We start from the raw sequence: 21,177 nt of genomic DNA on the forward strand, positions 1-21,177 counted from the left end.
AGTAAGCACATGAGCATTTCCCTTCGCGACCAGTTGCTCAAAGCAGGACTGGTCAATCAAAAGCAGGCTAAACAGGTCGGCAAGGACAAGCAGAAACAACAGCGCCTGGTCCACAAAGGCCAGGCTGAAGCCGATGACACCCAGCAGCGACTGGCCCAGGAAGCGCAGGCTGAGAAGGTCAAGCGCGATCAGGAACTGAACCGCCTGCAGCAGGAAAAGGCCGAGGCCAAGGCGCGCACAGCCCAGGTCAAGCAGTTGATCGAAACCTCGCGCTTGCCCAAGCTGACCACCGAGGACTACTACAACTTCGTCGATGACAAGAAGGTCAAGCGCCTGTCGGTCAACACGTTGATGCGCAACAAGCTGAGCAACGGCTCCCTGGCGATCGTCCATCACGGCGGTGGCTATGAGGTGATTCCTCGTGAGGCGGCGCTGAAGATCCAGGAACGGGCCCCCGAGCGCATCGTTCAGCTCAATATCCTGACGGAGAGCCAGGTGCCGGATGAAGATGATCCGTACGCTGCTTATCAAATCCCGGACGATCTGATGTGGTAGTCAACGTGTTGTCCTAGTGTCCTGTCTTGGAAACACGTTACCTTTTTGACGAGCATCTGTTGCTGCCAGGCAAGGCGCCGCGACGAGTCATAGCAGGGCTATGACGAGGAGTGGCAACGCAGCATGGCGGCGACAGGTGCCGTCAAAAGGGAACAGCTTATTTCCGAGACAGGACACTAGTGACTTACATGTTTTCTAGTGATTTTCGTGATTAATCTATTGAACCCGAAAGAACGTATCGATACGCTCTTTCGGGTTTTCTTTTGCCTGAAACTAAAACACGTCTTCTGATGTTTGGCCTGCACACGTTTCGCGTGCGCGTCGTGCTGTGTTTTGTCGGAGAGAACGTATTGGATAACTAATCGATAAGGATATCGCTCATGTTGGTAAGTACAGCGTCGTTGCGTCAACCTACGTTCAAAGTGCCGAATCATCGGCGGCGGGCGCTTGAACAGTCAGTGGTTGATTATGTAAAGAGTGAATGTGAAGTGCGTGCTGAATATGTACGCCGAAAGATAATGATCGCGGCAAAAGCCGCTCGCGAGGATCATGACGGTAGCGACTGCCTGTTTTTTACCTTGCCGGAGTTCTTTTGGAATGTTCCCTGGCGCGAAGTCGTCACTGAAGATGAACTGCATCAGTTGAACGCGGCCTATCTGGAATACGTGCCGACGTACGTGATGGGCTTGGTGAAGGACCTCCCGTTCGAGCGTTACGGCAAGATCGTGTTGTTGGCGGGGAGTTGCGCGACCCTGATCAAGGTCGGGGAGGGTGACGCCAGCTATTATGATGTGATCAATTATTTGCTGGCGATTACCAATAAGGAATACGAAAATGATGTCCCGCTTATGTCCATGTGGCCAAAGCGCAATGTGTCAGGCATCGATTTCGGCAAACATGTAGGGTTCGAGGAGGGGTATTGGTTTTTTAATCTCTCTGAAGGGCTCACGGTAAAAGTAAAGAAGTTGAGTAATGTCCGAGCAGAGCATAGTTACTTTGGTGGCTACGAAGCGTTGTTTGTGAATAGCCTCGTGATGGGGTGCCCGTTTGGTATTAACTTGTGCCTCGACTATGCGGTGCTGGAGGAGGGTGAGCGAGATCAGGAGATTGAACTTTCCGGTGTGAAAGTCGATTTTTTAATTGCCTGTGGCATGGACGTTGATTACGGCAAGCTCCATCCGTCTTCGGTCCAATACATTGTCAGGAACGACGGTATGGGCGAGGGTGAGTGCGAAGTAGTGAAACTTGAGGCGGGCAGGATTGTGGGGGTTGTGCCCTCCGTTGTTATTGACGACAACCTCTATTTAACGCCCCTCAACATCGACTAGTGCTGGAGTATCAGATCCAGCCTGCCCGTGGAAGGAAAGGCAGGCTGGATCTTTGACGCAATCCTGTTTCAGTGATGGACAGGCTCACGCTGGTGTTCCTGGGACTCCAACTCGGCCTTATAGCGATGGGCATCGATCTCGGAGTGGAACATGCCGACCAGCAAGTCTTGTTGATGCACATCCCAGATCCGGATACCGGCGGCTACGCCTTCGTGGGACATGTGTGAATCGTCGCGTTCAGTTACTTTTACAGTCATCTGCTAGCTCCAATCTCAATTGATCTGCAGCAAAGCGTGTGCAGGCCTTTGTTATATGTTTTGGTAGCTTGCTAAGTAAATACACTGGATCGGTAATGGTTTGTTGCAGGAACTGATAAAGTCGTCCAGCCCCCGCGGGCCGCGGCATTCGGTCGCAGGGCGGTTGGTTTCATGAAAGAAGCTTCATGTGTTCGATGGTCACGGGGCTGTTCGACAGGCGAAAAAAAGCCCCGCTTTCGCGAGGCTTTTTAGGCTGATCCGGCTTACTGGCCCTTGATCGGCTTACCTTCGACAGTGCCGTCCTGGAGCATGATGTTGTACTCCTTGCCGTCGGTTTCGACTTGGCGCAGGGCGACCAGAACATGGCCCCAATCCTTGGCGAACCACATCTCAGTGATGCGCTTGCTGCCGCTTTCGGCAGGTGGGCGCACGCGCTCGACCTTGATGGCGTCGATGCTGCCGACCTTGGTGTTGACCTTCTCTGGCCCCAGGACGCGGAAATCGTAGGTGTCGGTGTCTTCACCTTCGACCACCTGGTAGCTCATGCTTTTCTTGCCGGCTGCGACATCGCGTTGCAAGGCCAGTTGGTAGGTGGACTTGTCCAGCATGCCGGTATTGAGCGGCACCTTGACCGCGTCGCCGCGATCTGTACCGGTGACCATCTTGGTGGTCCAGTCGAAGTCCAGGTTGATCTTCTTGGCTTTGCCCAGGCCACCACGTTCGAAGTGATAGGACTGGGGCAGCAAGGTGTCCTTGTCCAGCTTCAGGGTGCTTTCTTCCGTCAGGCTCGCAATCATCATCGATGCCTTGAAGCTGAGCTTCCAGTCACCGTTGCTGGTTTTTTCAAGGCTGCGTGCCGCGGTGCCGCTCATGGGAAGTTGCTTCCAGTCGGCGGTGTAGCTGGCGGAGAACGGTTGAAGATCGGCTGCCTGTGCAAATGGCAGGGCAAACAAGGCACAAGCGAGGAGCAGGATGCGACGCATAAAATCTCCTAGTTACGAATCAAGTGACCACAGGCCGCAAGTAATTGACCGTCCAGTAAAGCACCTTCTTCGCCAAGGCTCAGTCGACCTTCGGCGAACCAGCGCACAGCCATTGGGTAAATCAGGTGTTCGCGCACGTGTACTCGCTGCGCCAGGCTGTGTGGCGTGTCATGCAACTCTACCGGTATTACTGCCTGTACGACCAGTGGTCCGCCATCGAGTTCCTCGGTGACGAAGTGCACGCTGCAGCCATGGTCCGTATCGCCGGCCTCCAGCGCTCGCTGGTGGGTGTGTAACCCTTTGTATTTGGGCAGCAACGAGGGATGGATATTGAGCAGGCGGCCCTGGTAATGACGAACGAAGTCGGCGCTGAGAATGCGCATGAACCCGGCCAGTACCACCAGCTTGGGTTCAAACACATCGATCAGTTCGATCAAGGCTGCATCGAAGGCCTCGCGACCTTCGAATGCCTTGTGATCCAGGGAGCGGGTGTCGATACCCGCGTCCCTGGCGCGCTGGAGGCCGTAGGCCTCGGCGCGATTGGAGATCACTGCGCGAATGCGCACAGGGTTGTCCGCCTGCTGCGCATCGTCGATCAAGGCCTGCAAGTTACTGCCGGTACCCGACAGCAGCACCACAACATCACAGGTCTGAGGCTTCATCAGTGTGCCTTGAGGTTCTTCAGTTCGACCTGCGGCGCGCCTTCGGCGGCGTCGGTGATCTGGCCGATGACCCACGGTTGCTCGCCCGCTTCACGCAGGACGTTCAGCGCGGTCTCGACATCAGCCTGGGCGACACAGATCACCATGCCAACGCCGCAGTTCAGCACGCGATGCATCTCGGTTTCGTCAACGTTGCCGTTGGCCTGCAGCCAGTCGAAGACGGCAGGGCGGGTCCAGCTAGCCACATCAACCACCGCTTGAGCGCCTTTTGGCAGCACCCGCGGGATGTTGTCGAGCAGGCCACCACCGGTGATGTGGGCCATGGCCTTGACGGCGCCGGTATCCTTGATCAGCTTGAGCAGCGGCTTGACGTAGATACGGGTCGGCGCCATCAGCAGGTCGGACAGCGGCTTGCCATCGAGCTGGGTGTTTTCGATGTCGGCACCGGACACTTCGATGATCTTGCGGATCAGCGAATAGCCATTGGAGTGTGGACCGGAAGACGGCAGGGCAAGCAGGGCGTCGCCCGCAGCGACTTTGGAGCCGTCGATGATTTCCGACTTCTCGACGACGCCAACGCAGAAACCGGCCAGGTCGTAGTCTTCGCCTTCGTACATGCCTGGCATTTCCGCGGTTTCGCCGCCTACCAGCGAGCAACCGGACAGTTCACAACCTGCGCCGATGCCGGTAACCACCTGGGCGGCGGTGTCGACATTGAGCTTGCCGGTGGCGTAGTAGTCGAGGAAGAACAGCGGCTCGGCACCACAGACCACCAGGTCGTTGACGCACATGGCAACGAGGTCGATGCCGATGCTGTCGTGCTTGTTCAGGTTCAGCGCCAGGCGCAGCTTGGTCCCCACACCGTCGGTGCCAGAAACCAGCACAGGCTGTTTGTAGCCGGCCGGGATTTCGCAGAGGGCGCCGAAACCACCCAGGCCGCCCATGACTTCCGGGCGCGCAGTGCGCTTGGCGACGCTCTTGATGCGTTCGACCAATGCTTCGCCGGCGTCGATGTCTACACCGGCGTCTTTGTAGCTCAGGGAGGGTTGCTTGCTCATGATCCAGGCCTTTAGGAGGGGGATTTCTGGGTAACGACCGAGTTCGGTGAGGACGCTGAAAAGCTGCTGGCGTGGTGGCCGCGCACGTATTCCAGGGTACCCAGCCATAGCCGGTCTGCGAAGGCGCGCGATTTTATCAGGCTTGAGGGGCAGCGGCCATCCTCGGGCCGACGGGCAGGGGCATATCGTGTAAAAAAAGCCGAAATGCTCGGTGTTGGCGGCCTCGCCGATGCCTGTATAAGGTATAGCTGTTAACCGGCTATCGTTATGACATTGCGAAAACTTCCAGCGATCGTGTGAGTGTTTGGCCAGGCTGTGTGGTCACAGTTTTGCTTTGGTCGGTTCACCCGGTCTGTTCCAGCCGCTTTTTTTGTCGTCGGGAATCTTCCATGCGTCTGTGTAAATTTCTGTTTGTGGGTTGCTTGTCGGTATTCAGTCTGGCGAGTCATGCCCAAACCGTCAGTGACCTCTATCGAGTGCGCGAGCCCGTCAGCAGCCAGACTCCGCAAGAGCGGGATCAAGCGACCCAGCGTGCGCTCGATACGCTGGTGTTGCGTCTCACGGGCGACGCCAAGGCCGCGCAAAACCCCGGGCTTGAAGCGATTCGCAAGGACCCGCAACAAATCATCAGCCAATTTGGCTATGACGCAGGTCCTCCGGAAAGCCTGCAGGTGGAGTTCGATCCCGCGAGTACCAATCGCGCGCTACGCCGGGCTGGATTGGCCCTGTGGGGGACCAATCGGCCCTCGATTCTCGGCTGGTGGCTCAACGATTCGGCCGAGGGTTCAAGCCTGGTCGGTGATGGCCAGGCCAGTGCCGAGCCATTGCGCCGTGCCGCTCAGCACCGTGGCTTGCCGTTACGCCTGCCGATGGCGGACCTGAACGAGCAGATCGTGGCCACGGCGCCGAATCTTGAAGGCAGCGACCCGGCGCCACTGCGTGATATTTCCGAGCGCTACGGTGCGGATGGCTTGCTGGCGGTGCATGCCCGGGAAGAAGGGGGGCAATGGCAGGCCCAGTGGCATTTTTGGCTGGGCGATCAACGTGAACAAGGCACTGTGCAGGGGGCTGACAGTGCAGCCGTAGCGGATGCGGTGTTGCTGGCCGTGAGCGAACGCCTGGCACTCCGTTTTGCTGCCAAGCCAGGCGCGAGCACCGAGCAATTGCTGGAGGTGCAAGGCATGAACCTTGAGCGCTATGCGGCGCTGGGGCATTTGCTGGAGCCGTTTGCTGGTCGTCCGCTGAGTATCGATGGCGATCGGATTGTCTATCGCGTCAATGGCAATGCCGATCAACTGCGTGCGCAATTGGGCCTGGCGAAGCTACAGGAAGTCCCGGCGGGTACTGCTTCCGTGCCGGTCCAGCCGATTGCCGGTGGTACGATGCCGGCCGTTGCGCTTATGCCAGCCGCGAAGGCGGGCTTGAGTTTTCGCTGGTAGTTTTTCTCTCTATATAAGCAGGGGTGGTTCATGGCCGATTCGCGGCGTTGGGTTTGGCTGGGTGGCGTCGCCTTGCTGTGTGTCTTTGTGTACCTGCTGCACCCGATCCTGACGCCGTTTCTGGTGGCGTTGGGGCTGGCCTATCTGTTCGACCCGTTGGTGGATCGCCTGGAGAAGTTTGGCTTGTCCCGCACCTGGGGCGTAGTGGCGGTGTTTGCGCTGTTTACCTTGATCATCATGGCTTTGTTGCTGGTGCTGGTGCCGATGCTCGCCAAGCAGCTGTTTCGTTTGTACGAACTGGCACCGCAGGTACTCGATTGGTTGCAGCACACGGCGATGCCTTGGGCGCAATCGAAACTGGGGCTGGCGGACGGCTTTTGGAAGTTCGACAAGGTCAAGGCGGCCATCAGCGAACACGTGGGGCAGACCACCGATATCGTCGGCGTGGTGTTGAGCAAGGCCACGGCGTCGAGCCTGGCCTTGATCGGCTGGCTGGCCAATCTGGTGTTGATCCCGGTCGTGAGCTTCTATTTGCTGCGCGACTGGGACCTGATGATCGCCAAGATCCGCAGCCTGTTGCCTCGCGATAGCGAGGCGCGTGTGGTGTCGCTGGCCAGTGAGTGCCACGAGGTGCTGGGTGCGTTTGTGCGCGGGCAGTTGCTGGTGATGCTGGCATTGGGGGTGATCTACGCGGCCGGGCTGATGCTGGTTGGCCTGGAACTGGGGCTGTTGATCGGGTTGATCGCCGGCTTGGCGGCCATCGTGCCGTACATGGGGTTTGTGATTGGCATCGGTGCGGCGCTGGTAGCCGGGTTGTTCCAGTTTGGCGGCGACGTGTACCCGATGATCGGTATTGTTGCAGTGTTCATGGTGGGGCAGGCGCTGGAAGGCATGGTGCTGACGCCCTTGCTGGTGGGGGATCGAATTGGCTTGCATCCGGTGGCGGTGATCTTTGCGATCCTGGCGGGTGGGGAGTTGTTTGGTTTCACCGGCATTCTGCTGGCGTTGCCGGTGGCGGCGGTGATTATGGTGCTGGTGCGTCATGTGCATGATTTGTATAAGGATTCAGGCATCTACAGTGGCGCGGAAGAATCCGACTGAGCAGCCCTGCCGATGGGGGGTTCAAGGCTGCCCGGTGTGTGTCCGGGTTGGCCTTTGCTGGAATGCCATCACTGGCGACAAGCTCCAATACGAACGACAGGTGAACGCAAACCTTTGATTTTGCTTATGGTCTAGCGCATTGTGCGGCCGGCGTCACGGGTATAAACTTTGCAAACTTTACACAGAGGCCACTAACGGTTCGTTTGGAACTGTTCAGTCAGCATGAAACCGATTCAGCTGCCCCTAGGTGTGCGTCTGCGTGATGACGCTACCTTTATCAACTACTACCCTGGCGCCAACGCCGCTGCACTGGGCTATGTCGAACGCTTGTGCGAAGCCGACGCCGGTTGGACCGAAAGTCTGATCTACCTGTGGGGCAAGGACGGCGTAGGGCGTACGCACTTGTTGCAAGCGGCGTGCTTGCGATTCGAGCAGTTGGGGGAGCCGGCGGTGTACCTGCCGTTGGCGGAGTTGCTGGATCGCGGGATCGAAATCCTCGACAACCTTGAGCAATACGAACTGGTTTGCCTGGATGATCTGCAGGCCGTTGCCGGGCGGGCTGATTGGGAAGAAGCGTTGTTCCATCTGTTCAATCGCCTGCGCGACAGTGGCCGTCGTTTGTTGATCGCGGCTTCCACCTCGCCCCGCGAGTTGCCCGTGAAGCTGGCCGACCTCAAATCCCGCCTGACCCTGGCATTGATTTTCCAGATGCGCCCGTTGTCTGACGAAGACAAATTGCGTGCACTGCAGTTGCGTGCCTCACGCCGCGGACTGCACCTGACGGATGAAGTGGGGCATTTTATTTTGACGCGCGGTACTCGCAGCATGAGCGCCTTGTTCGAGCTGCTTGAGCGCCTCGACCAGGCTTCCTTGCAAGCCCAGCGCAAGCTGACCATCCCCTTCCTCAAAGAAACCCTGGGCTGGTAAAACCGCGGCCTGTAGGGCGTTTCGGCATATTCCAGGCGTCAGAAAACACGCGTTGGCGAAGGTCTTCGCAATGCGCGTCGGTTCAAAATGGGCTTAAGCGCTTAGATGTTAAGACAAATCTGAAAAGTCACATTTGGCCTGATTGAATTTGCAAATGAGGTTGATAGAAGGCATAGTCTCGGCTTCTTTACAACTTCAGCCACGGTCGTGCCCATGCTAAATCGCTTCGCACCCCTCGTGCCTCTCGCACTTGTCACCCTGTTATTTGGTTGCGCTGCGCACTCCCCAGTGTCCCAGCAAGCACCTTCGCAACAGGTTCAAAATTCTACTACTGCCCAGTCTTCCGCTCTTTATCAGGAAGAACTGGCGACCGAAAAAGAACTGGCCGACTTCGCTAGCAGCAAGCCTTACCAGATGCCAGTTCTGGCCGACAGCATCCTGGAACGCGGCATGTCCCTGATCGGTACTCGCTACCGTTTCGGCGGTACCTCTGAAGCCGGTTTCGATTGCAGTGGTTTCATCGGTTATTTGTTCCGCGAAGAAGCCGGCATGAACCTGCCGCGTTCTACGCGCGAAATGATCAACGTTGACGCACCCTTGGTGTCGCGTAGCAAGCTGCAACCAGGTGATCTGCTGTTCTTCGCTACCAATGGTCGCCGTGGTCGTGTCAGCCACGCCGGGATCTACCTGGGCGATAACCAGTTCATTCACTCCAGCAGCCGCCGCAGCGGTGGAGTCCGGATCGATAACCTGGATGGCTACTGGAGCAAGACCTTCATCGAAGCCAAGCGCGCACTCGCCATGGCCCCAACGACGGTCACTGCTCGCAAGTAAGTAGCCCAGGGCGCCCGGATGCACTATCCGGGCGCTGGCTACCGAAAAATCGACCTCGCCGGTAATAACCCTTCATTTTGTACCCCGAACTTAAAGTCTTACTTGAAGTTTGGCGCGTAGCCGCTAGAATCCTGATCTATTGTTGATCAACTAACCGCGTAAGCCCTGCTTACGCGGTTTTGTTTTCAGCCTCTGCGCAGAGAACGCCGCAGCCTGATCAGGATGTTCTTTAATGACGATGTCGGCCCGCCTAGCAATAATGTTCTTCGCCGCGCTTCTCAGCGCCTGCGCCAGTCGTACACCGCCGCCCGCCAACGTGGTGCGTGCGCCGGTTTTCTCCTCCTCGCAAGCATTCTCCCCCGCGGCTGAAGACGTGCTGTTTCGTGCGTTGGGTTTGGTCGGCACACCTTATCGTTGGGGCGGCAATACACCGGACTCGGGTTTTGATTGCAGTGGCTTGATCGGCTATGTCTATCGCGATGCGGCGGGCATCTCTTTGCCACGCACCACGGGCGAAATGATTGGTATGCAGGCGCCGAGCGTGGGTAAAGAAGCCTTGCAAACCGGTGATCTGATTTTCTTCGCGACGAGTGGTGGTTCTCGTGTCAGTCACGCGGGTATCTATGTCGGCGAAGGTCGCTTCGTTCATGCACCAGCCACCGGCGGTACGGTCAAGCTGGACAGCCTGTCCAAGGCGTACTGGCAGAAAGCCTACCTGAGCGCCAAGCGGGTCATCACCCCGGAACACCTGGCGCGCAATCCCTAGTGCGTGGCGGCCGCCCTGGCCGCTTTGTCACGTGGCCCGCAGCGGTTCTTTAGCCGCACAGGCCGAGCTTTAATTGACGCTCCACCCCCAACCCTCTAACCTTCGCGGCTTGTTTCAGGTGCTTGGTGACCTATGGGTCGATCGAGTGAAACAGGGAAGCCGGTGAGGGTGCGTTCTTGGTTGAGCGCGCGACGATCCCGGCGCTGCCCCCGCAACGGTGAATGAGTAAACGCTGCGCTTTGAGCCACTGTGTCGAAGATCGACATGGGAAGGCGCGCAGCCGGGCCTGACGGCCGCTCATGAGTCCGGAGACCGGCCTGATCCATCCAGTGGCATCACGGTGGGCGATGCCAGGCTTCGTGCCGTCAATTCTTATGCCTGCCCGCCGTTATCCAGCCTCAACGGAGAGCTCCCCCATGACTGATTCCCCTGATCGTGACGAACGCCATCTGGCGCGCATGCTGCGCAAAAAAGCCGTGATTGATGAGCGCATCGCCAACTCGCCCAACGAATGTGGCCTGCTACTGGTGTTGACCGGCAACGGCAAAGGCAAGAGCAGTTCGGCGTTCGGCATGCTGGCACGTGCCATGGGCCACGGCATGCAGTGCGGCGTGGTCCAGTTCATCAAGGGCCGCAACAGCACGGGCGAGGAACTGTTCTTTCGGCGTTTCCCGGAGCAGGTGCGCTTCCATGTGATGGGCGAAGGGTTTACCTGGGAAACCCAGGACCGTCAGCGCGATATCGCTGCCGCTGAAGCGGCTTGGCAGGTGTCCCGCGAACTGCTGCGTGACCCGGCGATAGGTCTGGTGGTGCTGGATGAGTTGAACATCGCCCTCAAGCACGGTTACTTGGATCTCGATCAGGTGCTCAGCGACTTGCAGGCTCGTCCGCCCATGCAGCACGTGGTGGTGACGGGGCGCGGCGCCAAGCCGGAAATGATCGAGTTGGCCGACACCGTCACTGAAATGGGCGTGATCAAGCATGCGTTCCAGGCGGGGATCAAGGCGCAAAAAGGCGTCGAGCTGTGAGCCAACCTCGCTATTGCCCAGCGGTACTTATCGCCGCGCCGGCTTCCGGTCAGGGCAAGACCACCGTCACTGCCGCGTTGGCCCGATTGCATCGCAATCAGGGGCGCAAGGTGCGGGTGTTCAAGTGTGGCCCGGACTTTCTCGACCCGATGATTCTCGAGCGCGCCAGCGGTGCGCCGGTCTATCAGTTGGACATGTGGATGGTCGGTGAGCAGGAAAGTCGACGGCTGCTGTGGGAAGCCGCCCTCGATGCCGACCTGATCCTGATCGAAGGCGTGATGGGGTTGTTCGACGGCACACCGTCGAGTGCCGACTTGGCGCGGCATTTTGGCGTGCCGGTGCTGGGGGTGATTGACGGTACCGCCATGGCCCAGACGTTCGGGGCACTGGCCCTGGGCTTGGCGCGCTACCAGCCGGACTTGCCGTTCGCTGGCGTGTTGGCCAACCGAGTCGGCACGGTACGCCATGCCCAACTACTTGAAGGCAGCCTCACCGAAGGCTTGCGCTGGTACGGCGCATTGTCCCGGGAAACCGGCATCGAGTTGCCGAGTCGGCACTTGGGCCTGGTGCAGGCCAGCGAGCTGAATGACTTGGATGTGCGCCTCGACGCCGCTGCAGACGCGTTGGCCAGCAGTTGCGAGGTCGCGCTGCCCCCGGCGGTCGAGTTCGCGGCGCCCGATGAGATCGTGGTCGAACCGTTACTGGCCGGTGTGCGCATCGCCGTGGCCCGGGACGAGGCGTTTGCCTTTACCTATGGCGCGAGCCTGGATCTGTTGCGGGCGATGGGGGCTGAGTTGCACTTCTTCTCACCGATCCATGACCGGCAACTGCCGGACGCGGACAGCCTCTATCTGCCGGGTGGTTACCCGGAGTTGCACCACGTTGTCCTGGCGCAAAACCGTCCCATGCTCGACGCCATCCGCGCCCACCATCGGGCGGACAAGCCATTGCTCGCCGAATGCGGCGGCATGTTGTATCTGCTCGATGCCTTGACCGATGTCGACGGCACGCGCGCCGAGTTGGTCGGGCTGCTGGCCGGTGAAGCGATGATGCAAACCCGTCTGGCGGCCTTGGCCCTGCAAGCGGTGGAATTGCCCGAAGGCACCCTGCGCGGCCATACCTATCACCATTCCTTGACCAGTACCGAACTTGCGCCAATTGCCCGGGGCCAAAGCCCCAATGGCGGGCGCGGTGCCGAGGCGGTGTATCGCAAGGGGCGGATGACCGCCTCCTACGTGCACTTTTACTTCCCGTCCAATCCCGCGGCGATAGCGGCCCTGTTGGCACCGGATCGAGTGTCCTCAGGCAGCACCGGTTCATCAGTGGGAGCGAGCCTGCTCGCGAAGCGACCATGACCGACAACGCATTTTCCGAGTCAGAACGGGCGGCGGTCTATCGAGCGATAGCCGAGCGTCGCGACATGCGCCACTTCAGTGGTGGCACGGTGGCGCCCGCGTTGCTGCGACGACTGCTGCAGGCTGCACACCAGGCGCCGAGTGTCGGCCTGATGCAGCCTTGGCGCTTCATTCGCATCAGTGACCCGGCCCTGCGCGGGCAGATCCAGCAGTTGGTGGAGCAAGAGCGGGTGCGCACCGCCGAAGCGTTGGGCGAGCGCACCGATGAGTTCATGAAGCTCAAGGTCGAAGGGATCAGCGAATGTGCCGAGGTGCTGGTTGCCGCCTTGATGGATGATCGCGAGCGGCACATCTTTGGCCGTCGCACCTTGCCGGAAATGGACATGGCCTCGTTGTCCTGTGCGATCCAGAATCTGTGGCTGGCGTCCCGTGCCGAAGGTCTGGGCATGGGCTGGGTCTCGCTGTTCGAACCGCAGGCGCTGGCCGAGCTGCTGAAGCTGCCGGCCGGTGCCAAACCCTTGGCGGTGTTGTGCCTGGGGCCTGTGCAGGCGTTCTATCCGGCGCCGATGCTGGTGCTGGAAGGCTGGGCGCAAGAGCGTCCACTGGATGAACTGTTGTATGAGAATTTTTGGGGAGTGAATCAATGAGTGTGGCCTTGCTGAGCGTCGCCGGAGTTGCGCTGGATGCGCTGCTGGGAGAGCCCAAGCGCTGGCATCCGTTGGTGGCGTTCGGGCGGTTTGCCGAGCGCATCGAGCAACGGTTCAACTCCGCGGGGCGAGGCTGGCGCAGTCACGGTGTCACCGCCTGGGTGATTACGGTGGTGCCGCTGGTCCTGTTGGCCACGGCGTTGTCCTGGGCACCCTATGTCGGCTGGATCGTCGAGATCCTCGCGCTCTACTGCGCCCTGGGGATGCGCAGCCTGGGCGAGCATGTCGCGCCGGTGGCCCAGGCGCTGCGCAGCGGTGACCTGGAGGAGGCGCGCACGCGGGTTGGCTATCTGGTCAGTCGGCAGACCAGCGAGCTGGACGCTACCGAGGTCGCCCGGGCGGCGACCGAGTCGGTGCTGGAGAACGGCAGTGATGCGGTGTTTGCCGCGTTGTTCTGGTTTGTCGTGGCCGGTGTGCCGGGCGTGGTGCTCTATCGCCTGAGCAACACGCTGGATGCGATGTGGGGTTACCGCAATGAGCGCTTCGAGCGCTTTGGCTGGGCCGCGGCAAAAATCGATGACCTCCTCAACTACTTTCCTGCGCGCCTGGTGGCCTTGACCTACGCGCTGTTGGGCAAGACGCGCCTGGCACTCAAATGCTGGCGCACCCAGGGCCGGACGTGGGACAGCCCCAATGCCGGGCCCGTGATGGCTGCCGGCGCCGGCGCCCTGGGTGTCGAGCTGGGCGGAGCGGCGATCTATCACGGCGAACTGCACCAGCGTCCACCCTTGGGCGAAGGTGCGCCGGCCGATGCCGACGCCATCGACCGTGGCTGGCAACTGGTGCAGCGCGGGGTCTGGTTGTGGCTGCTGGTCTTGTGCGTGGGAGCCGAGTTTTATGCTTGAACACGGTGGCCGCCTGCGCCAGGCGGCCTTGCGCTATGGCATTGCCGAAGCCGATTGGCTTGACCTGTCCAGTGGGCTGGCGCCGTGGCCGTGGCCGGTCCCGCCGATCCCGTTGCGGGCCTGGGCACGCCTGCCGGAAACCGATGACGGCCTGGAGCAGGCCGCGTGCGAATACTACGGTGCTGCCCACGTGTTGCCGGTGGCCGGCTCGCAAATGGCCATCCAGTTGTTGCCGCGCCTGCGCCGTGCCGGCAAGGTCGGTGTGCTTTCCCCGTGTTATGCCGAGCACGCCGAAGCCTGGCGTCGCGGTGGCTACATCGTGCGCGAAGTGCTGGAGCAGGAAGTCGATTTCTTTATCGATTCCCTGGATGTGCTGGTGGTGGTCAACCCCAATAACCCCACGGGACTGAGCCTGGCCCCCGAGCGCCTGCTCGACTGGCACACGCGATTGGCCCAGCGCGGTGGCTGGCTGGTGGTCGATGAAGCCTTCATGGACAACACCCCGCACCTGAGCCTGGCGGCCCACGCCAATCGCGTCGGATTGATTGTGTTGCGTTCGTTCGGCAAGTTCTTTGGCTTGGCCGGGGTACGGCTGGGTTTTGTGCTGGCCGAGCGCAAGTTGCTCAAGTTGCTCGCCGAGCAGGTTGGGCCCTGGAGTGTCAGCGGACCGACACGAATCCTCGGCCAGGTTTGCCTGCGCGATACCGAGGGCCATGCTCGCCAGCGTCTGCGCAGCGAGGAAGCCAGCCTGCGCCTGGCGCACACCCTGGCGCGTCATGGCTTCAAGCCGCAGGGTGGTTGCGCGCTGTTTCAATGGCTGATCACCGAGCGTGCCGAGCACCTGTACGAATTCATGGCGCAGCAGGGCATTTTATTGCGCCTGTTCAGCCACAACAGCAGCCTGCGCTTTGGCTTGCCGACCGATGATGTCGATTGGTTGCGCCTGGAGCGCGCGTTCCAAGACTATGCCAAGGAAACGCCATGACCACGTTGATGGTGCAAGGCACCACCTCCGATGCCGGTAAAAGTACCCTGGTCACGGCGCTGTGCCGTTGGCTGACTCGCCAGGGCGTCCGCGTGGTGCCGTTCAAACCACAGAACATGGCGCTCAACAGCGCGGTGACCGCTGACGGCGGCGAGATCGGCCGTGCCCAGGCCGTACAGGCCCAGGCCGCCAACCTGGAACCGCACACCGACATGAACCCGGTGTTGCTCAAGCCCAACAGCGACACGGGCGCCCAAGTGATCATTCACGGGCGCGCCGTGACCAGCATGAACGCGGTGGCGTATCACGACTATAAAGCCATCGCCATGCAGGCGGTGCTGGCCTCTCACCAACGGCTGAGCGCGGCCTATCCGGTGGTGATGGTCGAAGGTGCCGGCTCTCCGGCCGAGATCAACTTGCGTGCCGGCGATATCGCCAACATGGGCTTTGCCGAGGCGGTGGATTGCCCGGTGGTGCTGATCGCCGACATCAATCGCGGCGGTGTGTTTGCCCATCTGGTGGGCACCCTGGAACTGCTGTCCGCCAGCGAGCAGGCGCGGGTCAAGGGCTTCATCATCAATCGCTTTCGCGGCGACATTGCCTTGCTGCAACCGGGCCTGGACTGGCTGGAAGCGCGCACCGGCAAGCCGGTGATCGGCGTGCTGCCCTATGTCATGGACTTGCACCTGGAAGCCGAGGATGGCATCGATCAGCGCCAGACCGACAAGGCCGACCAGGTGCTCAAGGTGGTGGTGCCGGTGTTGCCGCGGATCAGCAACCACACCGATTTTGACCCGCTGCGCCTGCATCCCCAGGTCGACTTGCAGTTCATCGGCCCAGGCCAGCCGATTCCTCCCGCCGACCTGATGATCCTGCCGGGCTCCAAAAGTGTGCGCAGTGACTTGCTCTACCTGCGTGCCAATGGCTGGGACAACGCCATCGCCCGGCATCTGCGCTATGGCGGCAAGGTGCTGGGGATCTGCGGTGGCCTGCAAATGCTCGGCGAGCACCTGCACGATCCATTGGGGCTGGAAGGTGCGGCCGGCTCCAGTGCCGGGCTGGGGCTGCTGGCGTTTGAAACCGTGCTCGAAGCCGAGAAGCAACTGCGCAACGTGAGGGGCCGCCTGACGCTGGAAGACGCCGAGGTCAGTGGCTATGAGATTCACGCCGGTGTTACCCACGGCGTGGCCCTTGAGCGGGCCGCGGTGAGGCTGGACGACGGACGCAGCGACGGCGCGCAGAGTGCCGACGGCCAGGTGCTGGGCACCTATCTGCATGGCCTGTTCGAGTCGCCGGCGGCATGCAGCGCATTGTTGCGTTGGGCCGGCTTGCAGGACGTGCAGGAGGTGGATTACCACGCCTTGCGCGGGCGCGATATCGAACGGTTGGCGGACCTGGTGGAGAAGCATCTGGATACCCGGTTGTTGGGTGAACTCTGTGGGATTTGAGGTGTTTTTGATGACCCTTGCGCGAGCAGGCTCGTTCCCACACTGGAATGCGCTCAAGGGTGGGAGCGAGCCTGCTCGCGAAGACATCTGCCGCCGCACCATCAATTTGAAGGTACGACCATGCTCCAGTTAATCCTCGGCGGTGCCCGCTCCGGCAAAAGCCGCCTGGCCGAAAAACTCGCCACCGACAGTGGCCTGGCGGTGACCTATATCGCCACCAGCCAACCGCTGGACGGTGAGATGAATGCCCGCGTGGCCCATCATCGCGAGCGTCGCCCGGTTGAATGGGCGCTGATCGAGGAGCCTGTCGAGCTGGCGCGGGTCCTGCGCGATACCGCGAGCGCCGAACGCTGCCTGCTGGTGGATTGCCTGACCCTGTGGCTGACCAACCTGCTGATGCTCGATCACCCTGAGCGCCTGGCCCTTGAGCGCGAAGCGTTGCTTGAGTGCCTGGCTGCGCTGCCGGGTGAGATTATTTTCGTCAGCAATGAAACCGGAATGGGGGTCGTGCCGCTGGGCGAATTGACCCGCCGCTACGTCGATGAAGCCGGTTGGTTGCATCAAGCCCTGGCTGAGCGCTGTCAGCGTGTCGTCCTGACCGTCGCCGGCCTGCCCCTGACTTTGAAAGGTATTGCGTTATGACTGAATGCTGGTGGCTGACCCCGTGCCAACCGATCAACACCGACGTTCGCGATCAAGCGCTCGCCCGGCAGCAGCAACTGACCAAGCCGGCCGGTTCCCTTGGCCAACTGGAGTCGCTGGCGGTGCAACTGGCCGGGTTGCAGGGCCGGGTCAAACCGAGCCTGGAGCAGCCGTGGATCGCCATTTTTGCCGGTGACCACGGGGTGGTCGCCGAAGGGGTCTCGGCGTTCCCGCAGGCCGTCACCGGGCAGATGCTGCACAACTTCGTCAACGGCGGGGCGGCCATCAGTGTGTTGGCGCGCCAGCTACACGCGCACCTGGAAGTCGTCGACCTGGGCACAGTGACGCCATCCTTGAGCTTGCCGGGCGTACGTCACCTGCATCTGGGCGCGGGCACCGCGAACTTCGTCCAGGGTCCGGCGATGACCCCGGCCCAGGGCGTACTCGCCTTGCAGGCCGGACGCGACAGTGTGAGCCGGGCGATTGCCCAGGGCGCCGATGTATTTATCGGCGGCGAAATGGGCATCGGCAACACCACGGCCGCCAGTGCGTTGGCCTGCAGCCTGCTCGATTGCCCGGTCACGCAGATGACCGGGCCCGGGACCGGCCTGGACGTCGCCGGTGTCAGCCATAAGGCCCAGGTTATCGAGCGCGCCCTGGCCCTGCATGCGGCGCAGCGCGGCGACGTATTGCAGACCTTGTTCAACCTCGGCGGGTTCGAAATCGCTGCGCTGGTCGGCGCTTATCTGGCATGCGCCCAGGAAGGCGTCGCGGTGCTGGTGGATGGGTTTATTTGCAGCGTTGCGGCATTGGTTGCGGTGCGCCTGAATCCGGGGTGCCGCGACTGGCTGTTGTTTGGGCATCGGGGCGCGGAGCCGGGTCATCGTCATGTGTTGCAAGTCCTGGGCGCGCAACCGATGCTCGACCTTGGCCTGCGCCTGGGCGAGGGCAGCGGAGCGGCGCTGGCGGTGCCGTTGCTACGCCTGGCGTGTGACCTGCACGGGCAAATGGCGACCTTTGCCGAGGCGGCGGTTGCCGACCGCCCGGCATGACCCTGCACCTGGACGTGCTGCGCCATGGTGAAACCGAACTCGGCGGTGGCCTGCGTGGCAGCCTCGATGATGCACTCACGGCCAAAGGCTGGGAGCAGATGCGGGCGGCGGTGATGGATCGGGGTCCATGGGATTGCCTGGTCAGTTCGCCGCTGCAACGCTGCGCACGGTTTGCCGAAGCGTTGGGCGCGCACTTGCAACTGCCGGTCACGCTGGACCCAGACCTGCAGGAGCTGCACTTCGGCCTCTGGGAAGGGCGCAGCGCGGCGGCCCTGATGGAAACCGATGCCGATGCGTTGGGGCGCTTCTGGGCCGACCCTTATGCGTTTACGCCACCGCAAGGTGAGCCGGTAACGGCGTTCAGCACGCGGGTGCTGGCGGGCGTCGAGCGTATGCGCCAGGCCTATGCCGGGCAGCGCGTGTTGCTGGTCAGTCACGGCGGGGTCATGCGCTTGCTGCTCGCGCGGGCACGGGGCTTGCCGCGTGAGCAGTTGCTGAATGTTGAAGTCGGTCATGGCGCGCTGTTTTCGCTGCGTGTCGAAGCCGATGCGCGGCTGACTGAAGAGGGCTGAGGATGTTGCCATTCTGGATCGCCCTACAGTTCTTGAGCAGTCTGCCGGTTCGTTTGCCCGGCATGCCGTCGCCCCAGCAGTTGGGGCGCTCGTTGCTGTGCTATCCACTGGTGGGGCTGCTGTTTGGTGCCGTGCTGTGGGGGTTGAACGCGCTGTTGCAGGGCGCACCGAGTGTGCTGCACGCCGCAATCCTGCTGAGTGCCTGGGTGGTGCTCAGCGGCGGCTTGCACCTGGATGGCCTGGCTGACAGCGCCGACGCCTGGCTGGGCGGCTTTGGTGATCGTGAGCGGACGCTGACCATCATGAAGGATCCGCGCAGCGGACCGATTGCCGTCGTGACGCTGGTGTTGGTGCTGCTGCTCAAGTTCGCCGCCTTGCTGGCATTGATTGAGCAGCACGCGACAGTAGGGCTGATCCTCGCACCGTTGATCGGTCGTAGCGCGTTGCTCGGGTTGTTCCTCAGCACCCCGTATGTGCGCGCCGGTGGGTTGGGACAGGCACTGGCCGACCACCTGCCGCGCCAGCGGGGGGTGCAGGTGCTGGCACTCAGCGCACTGGCATGCCTGCTGATGGCGGGCTGGCGTGGTGCGCTGGCCCTGGCGGTCGCGGTTGTGGTGTTCTTTGTCTTGCGCCAGGTGATGCTGCGACGTCTGGGAGGCACTACCGGTGATACGGCTGGCGCCCTCCTGGAATTGCTGGAAGTGGCGGTGCTGGTGGGGTTGGCGCTGGCGTGAAGACCATGTTGACCTACCGGAGCCTTGTGCGCGTGCGATCATTGCGCTTGCGTTCACTTAGTCGCGGGTATATACACGCACCATGCTAGCCTCTCAATGTTTATGCACCAACCTGCGTCGCGCTGCTCGTGGCGTCAGCAGGCACTACGACGGCGCTCTCGACGGCTTCGGGATCAACGTCGCCCAGTATTCGTTGCTGTGCAACCTGCAGCGCCTGGATCAGCCGAGCATTTCCACCTTGGCCGAAGCCATGGGGCTGGATCGCAGCACCCTGGGGCGTAACCTGCGGGTGCTGGAGGGCGAGGGACTGGTCAGGCTGGTGGAAGGTGAAGATCAGCGCAACCGTATCGTACAACTGACCGAAACCGGGCGTGAGCGCCTGGCGGCGGCGCTGCCGGCCTGGGAGGCGGCGCAGCAGCGGTTGATTGATCGCCTGGGTGTGGAGAAGCGTGCAACCTTGCTGGCCTTGCTGGATGAACTCGCCTGAGGCGGGTTGTTTGCGATTTTAAGCGGGTATATACCCGCGAGTGGAGAATAACAATGACATCGATGTGGCGTACCAGCGGTTGGGTTCTACTTGGAAGTGCGCTGATCTTGGCGTTGTCATTGGGGGTTCGGCATGGCTTCGGCTTGTTTCTGCCGCCGATGAGCGCGCAGTTTGGCTGGGGCCGTGAGGTGTTCGCTTTTGCCATTGCCTTGCAGAACTTGATCTGGGGGCTGGCGCAGCCGTTTACCGGGGCGCTGGCGGACCGCTTCGGCGCGGCCAAAGTGGTGCTGATCGGTGGCGTGCTGTACGCCGTAGGCCTGGTGTTCATGGGCTTGTCTGATTCGGCGCTGACCTTGTCGCTGAGTGCCGGACTGTTGATTGGTATCGGCCTCTCTGGCACGTCGTTCTCGGTGATCCTGGGCGTCGTCGGGCGTGCAGTACCCGCGGAGAAACGCAGCATGGCCATGGGGATCGCCAGTGCGGCCGGGTCGTTCGGCCAATTCGCCATGCTGCCGGGCACGCTTGGGTTGATCGGTTGGCTCGGGTGGTCGACGGCACTGTTGGTGCTGGGCCTGGTGGTCGCGCTGATCGTGCCGCTGGTGAGCATGCTCAAGGACAAGCCGCTGCCGGTCCTGGGGCATGAGCAAACCCTTCGCGAGGCGTTGCGCGAGGCGTGTTCGCACTCGGGATTCTGGTTGCTGGCATTTGGCTTCTTTGTCTGTGGTTTCCAGGTGGTATTCATCGGCGTGCACTTGCCGGCGTACCTGGTGGATCAACACTTGCCGGCCACGGTGGGCACCACGGTGCTGGCGTTGATTGGCCTGTTCAATATCTTCGGCACCTATACCGCAGGTTGGCTCGGCGGGCGTATGTCCAAACCGCGCCTGCTCACGGGGCTGTACCTGTTGCGGGCGGTGGTGATCGGGCTGTTCCTGTGGCTGCCGGTCACCCAGACCAGCGCTTACTTGTTTGGCATGGCGATGGGATTCTTGTGGTTGTCCACGGTGCCCTTGACCAACGGCACGGTAGCCACGATGTTCGGCGTGCGAAATCTCTCTATGCTGGGTGGGATAGTGTTCCTCTTTCACCAGTTGGGCTCATTCCTCGGCGGCTGGTTGGGCGGGGTGGTTTACGACCGTACAGGAAACTACGACTTGATCTGGCAAGTAGCGATTGTTCTCAGCCTGTTGGCGGCCGCCTTGAACTGGCCGGTGCGTGAGCGGCCGGTGGCACGTCTTCAGGTCCAGGCGGGTGCGGTGTGAGCAGGGTTGCTGGAACGTTGCTGGCCCTGGCTGTCGGGACGCTACTGGCGTTGGCCTGGTGGGGTTGGCACCAGGGTGGGTTGGCGATGATGCAGCTCGGGATGGGCGCGTGCTGAATCGGTGCTTGCTAGTGACGGGAAGGGGCGAGTA

At 61.3% G+C, this 21,177-nt stretch carries 23 protein-coding genes and 1 riboswitch; of the genes, 19 read left to right on the top strand and 4 right to left on the bottom strand.

What is annotated here, in order from left to right:
* Positions 1–9 precede the first annotated feature (9 nt).
* Together BMW74_RS20190 and BMW74_RS20195 are read left to right on the top strand one after the other, a co-directional pair.
* The gene (locus BMW74_RS20190; RefSeq protein ID WP_093425695.1) at positions 10–555 is read left to right on the top strand and encodes a DUF2058 domain-containing protein; all 546 of its coding nucleotides are present in this window, start codon (positions 10–12) and stop codon (positions 553–555) included.
* 380 nt (positions 556–935) lie between these two features.
* Positions 936–1,883: a hypothetical protein gene (locus BMW74_RS20195; RefSeq protein ID WP_093425698.1), complete on the top strand. Its 948-nt coding sequence runs from the start codon at positions 936–938 to the stop codon at positions 1,881–1,883.
* A gap of 68 nt (positions 1,884–1,951) precedes the next feature.
* On the opposite strand, the gene BMW74_RS20200 is transcribed toward BMW74_RS20195, so the two are convergent.
* The 4 genes from BMW74_RS20200 to purM form a co-directional block, all read right to left on the bottom strand.
* Positions 1,952–2,140, bottom strand: a complete 189-nt coding sequence (locus BMW74_RS20200; RefSeq protein ID WP_093425701.1) for a hypothetical protein — start codon at positions 2,138–2,140, stop codon at positions 1,952–1,954.
* 263 nt (positions 2,141–2,403) lie between these two features.
* Positions 2,404–3,123 (bottom strand): DUF3108 domain-containing protein, encoded by a 720-nt coding sequence (locus BMW74_RS20205; protein ID WP_093425704.1) that lies wholly within the window; start codon positions 3,121–3,123, stop codon positions 2,404–2,406.
* Between the two features lie 8 nt (positions 3,124–3,131).
* Entirely contained in the window at positions 3,132–3,785 is a 654-nt protein-coding gene (gene purN, locus BMW74_RS20210; RefSeq protein WP_093425707.1) for a phosphoribosylglycinamide formyltransferase, read from the bottom strand.
* Positions 3,785–4,843 carry a phosphoribosylformylglycinamidine cyclo-ligase gene (gene purM / locus BMW74_RS20215; protein ID WP_093425710.1) on the bottom strand — a complete coding sequence of 353 codons (1,059 nt, stop codon included), beginning with the start codon at positions 4,841–4,843 and terminating at the stop codon, positions 3,785–3,787. The genes purN and purM overlap by 1 nt, the downstream gene beginning before the upstream one ends.
* A gap of 389 nt (positions 4,844–5,232) precedes the next feature.
* Between purM and BMW74_RS20220 the strand changes: the two genes are divergently transcribed.
* The 17 genes from BMW74_RS20220 (at position 5,233) to BMW74_RS20300 (ending at position 21,027) form a co-directional block, all read left to right on the top strand.
* Positions 5,233–6,282 carry a DUF2066 domain-containing protein gene (locus BMW74_RS20220; RefSeq protein WP_093425713.1) on the top strand — a complete coding sequence of 350 codons (1,050 nt, stop codon included), beginning with the start codon at positions 5,233–5,235 and terminating at the stop codon, positions 6,280–6,282.
* A 30-nt stretch (positions 6,283–6,312) separates the two neighbouring features.
* Positions 6,313–7,383, top strand: coding sequence for an AI-2E family transporter (locus tag BMW74_RS20225; protein ID WP_093425716.1), 1,071 nt, complete (start codon positions 6,313–6,315; stop codon positions 7,381–7,383).
* 222 nt (positions 7,384–7,605) lie between these two features.
* The gene (hda, locus tag BMW74_RS20230; RefSeq protein WP_008033543.1) at positions 7,606–8,310 is read left to right on the top strand and encodes a DnaA regulatory inactivator Hda; all 705 of its coding nucleotides are present in this window, start codon (positions 7,606–7,608) and stop codon (positions 8,308–8,310) included.
* Between the two features lie 213 nt (positions 8,311–8,523).
* Entirely contained in the window at positions 8,524–9,144 is a 621-nt protein-coding gene (locus tag BMW74_RS20235; RefSeq protein WP_093425719.1) for a C40 family peptidase, read from the top strand.
* Positions 9,145–9,376: 232 nt separating this feature from the next.
* The gene (locus BMW74_RS20240; protein WP_093425722.1) at positions 9,377–9,910 is read left to right on the top strand and encodes a C40 family peptidase; all 534 of its coding nucleotides are present in this window, start codon (positions 9,377–9,379) and stop codon (positions 9,908–9,910) included.
* Positions 9,911–10,009: 99 nt separating this feature from the next.
* Positions 10,010–10,246, top strand: a riboswitch (cobalamin riboswitch).
* Between the two features lie 80 nt (positions 10,247–10,326).
* Positions 10,327–10,938, top strand: a complete 612-nt coding sequence (gene cobO, locus BMW74_RS20245) for a cob(I)yrinic acid a,c-diamide adenosyltransferase (protein WP_093425725.1) — start codon at positions 10,327–10,329, stop codon at positions 10,936–10,938.
* Complete coding sequence (locus BMW74_RS20250) at positions 10,935–12,293, top strand: cobyrinic acid a,c-diamide synthase CobB (protein ID WP_093425729.1); 1,359 nt, start codon at positions 10,935–10,937, stop codon at positions 12,291–12,293. The genes cobO and BMW74_RS20250 overlap by 4 nt, the downstream gene beginning before the upstream one ends.
* Complete coding sequence (gene bluB, locus BMW74_RS20255; protein ID WP_093425732.1) at positions 12,290–12,940, top strand: 5,6-dimethylbenzimidazole synthase; 651 nt, start codon at positions 12,290–12,292, stop codon at positions 12,938–12,940. The genes BMW74_RS20250 and bluB overlap by 4 nt, the downstream gene beginning before the upstream one ends.
* Positions 12,937–13,845 carry an adenosylcobinamide-phosphate synthase CbiB gene (gene cbiB, locus BMW74_RS20260; RefSeq protein ID WP_093425735.1) on the top strand — a complete coding sequence of 303 codons (909 nt, stop codon included), beginning with the start codon at positions 12,937–12,939 and terminating at the stop codon, positions 13,843–13,845. The genes bluB and cbiB overlap by 4 nt, the downstream gene beginning before the upstream one ends.
* On the top strand, positions 13,838–14,830 hold the full coding sequence (gene cobD / locus BMW74_RS20265) for a threonine-phosphate decarboxylase CobD (RefSeq protein ID WP_093425737.1): 993 nt from the start codon (positions 13,838–13,840) through the stop codon (positions 14,828–14,830). Before cbiB ends, cobD begins: the two co-directional genes overlap by 8 nt.
* A complete protein-coding gene (locus BMW74_RS20270) occupies positions 14,827–16,278 on the top strand; it encodes a cobyric acid synthase (RefSeq protein WP_093425740.1) in 1,452 nt (483 codons plus the stop codon). Before cobD ends, BMW74_RS20270 begins: the two co-directional genes overlap by 4 nt.
* A 120-nt stretch (positions 16,279–16,398) precedes the next feature.
* On the top strand, positions 16,399–16,920 hold the full coding sequence (gene cobU / locus BMW74_RS20275) for a bifunctional adenosylcobinamide kinase/adenosylcobinamide-phosphate guanylyltransferase (protein ID WP_093425742.1): 522 nt from the start codon (positions 16,399–16,401) through the stop codon (positions 16,918–16,920).
* Positions 16,917–17,972 (top strand): nicotinate-nucleotide--dimethylbenzimidazole phosphoribosyltransferase, encoded by a 1,056-nt coding sequence (cobT, locus tag BMW74_RS20280; protein ID WP_093425744.1) that lies wholly within the window; start codon positions 16,917–16,919, stop codon positions 17,970–17,972. The genes cobU and cobT overlap by 4 nt, the downstream gene beginning before the upstream one ends.
* Positions 17,969–18,544 carry an alpha-ribazole phosphatase family protein gene (gene cobC / locus BMW74_RS20285; RefSeq protein ID WP_093425746.1) on the top strand — a complete coding sequence of 192 codons (576 nt, stop codon included), beginning with the start codon at positions 17,969–17,971 and terminating at the stop codon, positions 18,542–18,544. Before cobT ends, cobC begins: the two co-directional genes overlap by 4 nt.
* A gap of 2 nt (positions 18,545–18,546) precedes the next feature.
* Entirely contained in the window at positions 18,547–19,278 is a 732-nt protein-coding gene (locus BMW74_RS20290; RefSeq protein WP_093425748.1) for an adenosylcobinamide-GDP ribazoletransferase, read from the top strand.
* A gap of 82 nt (positions 19,279–19,360) precedes the next feature.
* Entirely contained in the window at positions 19,361–19,765 is a 405-nt protein-coding gene (locus tag BMW74_RS20295; protein ID WP_093425751.1) for a MarR family winged helix-turn-helix transcriptional regulator, read from the top strand.
* Between the two features lie 53 nt (positions 19,766–19,818).
* Positions 19,819–21,027 (top strand): MFS transporter, encoded by a 1,209-nt coding sequence (locus BMW74_RS20300; RefSeq protein ID WP_093425753.1) that lies wholly within the window; start codon positions 19,819–19,821, stop codon positions 21,025–21,027.
* Positions 21,028–21,177: the final 150 nt, after the last annotated feature.

Source organism: Pseudomonas sp. ok272, assembly GCF_900109995.1.
Taxonomy (GTDB): Bacteria; Pseudomonadota; Gammaproteobacteria; order Pseudomonadales; family Pseudomonadaceae; genus Aquipseudomonas.

Bases quoted from the DNA above. Each gene is read 5' to 3' on its own strand.
- BMW74_RS20240 (WP_093425722.1), top strand. From the start codon at position 9,377: ATGACGATGTCGGCCCGCCTAGCAATAATGTTCTTCGCCGCGCTTCTC.
- cbiB (WP_093425735.1), top strand. From the start codon at position 12,937: ATGAGTGTGGCCTTGCTGAGCGTCGCCGGAGTTGCGCTGGATGCGCTG.
- cobO (WP_093425725.1), top strand. From the start codon at position 10,327: ATGACTGATTCCCCTGATCGTGACGAACGCCATCTGGCGCGCATGCTG.
- cobT (WP_093425744.1), top strand. From the start codon at position 16,917: ATGACTGAATGCTGGTGGCTGACCCCGTGCCAACCGATCAACACCGAC.
- BMW74_RS20200 (WP_093425701.1), bottom strand. From the start codon at position 2,140: ATGACTGTAAAAGTAACTGAACGCGACGATTCACACATGTCCCACGAA.
- bluB (WP_093425732.1), top strand. From the start codon at position 12,290: ATGACCGACAACGCATTTTCCGAGTCAGAACGGGCGGCGGTCTATCGA.
- BMW74_RS20300 (WP_093425753.1), top strand. From the start codon at position 19,819: ATGACATCGATGTGGCGTACCAGCGGTTGGGTTCTACTTGGAAGTGCG.
- BMW74_RS20225 (WP_093425716.1), top strand. From the start codon at position 6,313: ATGGCCGATTCGCGGCGTTGGGTTTGGCTGGGTGGCGTCGCCTTGCTG.
- hda (WP_008033543.1), top strand. From the start codon at position 7,606: ATGAAACCGATTCAGCTGCCCCTAGGTGTGCGTCTGCGTGATGACGCT.
- BMW74_RS20220 (WP_093425713.1), top strand. From the start codon at position 5,233: ATGCGTCTGTGTAAATTTCTGTTTGTGGGTTGCTTGTCGGTATTCAGT.
- BMW74_RS20270 (WP_093425740.1), top strand. From the start codon at position 14,827: ATGACCACGTTGATGGTGCAAGGCACCACCTCCGATGCCGGTAAAAGT.
- BMW74_RS20295 (WP_093425751.1), top strand. From the start codon at position 19,361: ATGCTAGCCTCTCAATGTTTATGCACCAACCTGCGTCGCGCTGCTCGT.
- BMW74_RS20190 (WP_093425695.1), top strand. From the start codon at position 10: ATGAGCATTTCCCTTCGCGACCAGTTGCTCAAAGCAGGACTGGTCAAT.
- cobD (WP_093425737.1), top strand. From the start codon at position 13,838: ATGCTTGAACACGGTGGCCGCCTGCGCCAGGCGGCCTTGCGCTATGGC.
- cobU (WP_093425742.1), top strand. From the start codon at position 16,399: ATGCTCCAGTTAATCCTCGGCGGTGCCCGCTCCGGCAAAAGCCGCCTG.
- BMW74_RS20235 (WP_093425719.1), top strand. From the start codon at position 8,524: ATGCTAAATCGCTTCGCACCCCTCGTGCCTCTCGCACTTGTCACCCTG.
- purN (WP_093425707.1), bottom strand. From the start codon at position 3,785: ATGAAGCCTCAGACCTGTGATGTTGTGGTGCTGCTGTCGGGTACCGGC.
- BMW74_RS20205 (WP_093425704.1), bottom strand. From the start codon at position 3,123: ATGCGTCGCATCCTGCTCCTCGCTTGTGCCTTGTTTGCCCTGCCATTT.
- BMW74_RS20195 (WP_093425698.1), top strand. From the start codon at position 936: ATGTTGGTAAGTACAGCGTCGTTGCGTCAACCTACGTTCAAAGTGCCG.
- purM (WP_093425710.1), bottom strand. From the start codon at position 4,843: ATGAGCAAGCAACCCTCCCTGAGCTACAAAGACGCCGGTGTAGACATC.
- BMW74_RS20290 (WP_093425748.1), top strand. From the start codon at position 18,547: ATGTTGCCATTCTGGATCGCCCTACAGTTCTTGAGCAGTCTGCCGGTT.
- cobC (WP_093425746.1), top strand. From the start codon at position 17,969: ATGACCCTGCACCTGGACGTGCTGCGCCATGGTGAAACCGAACTCGGC.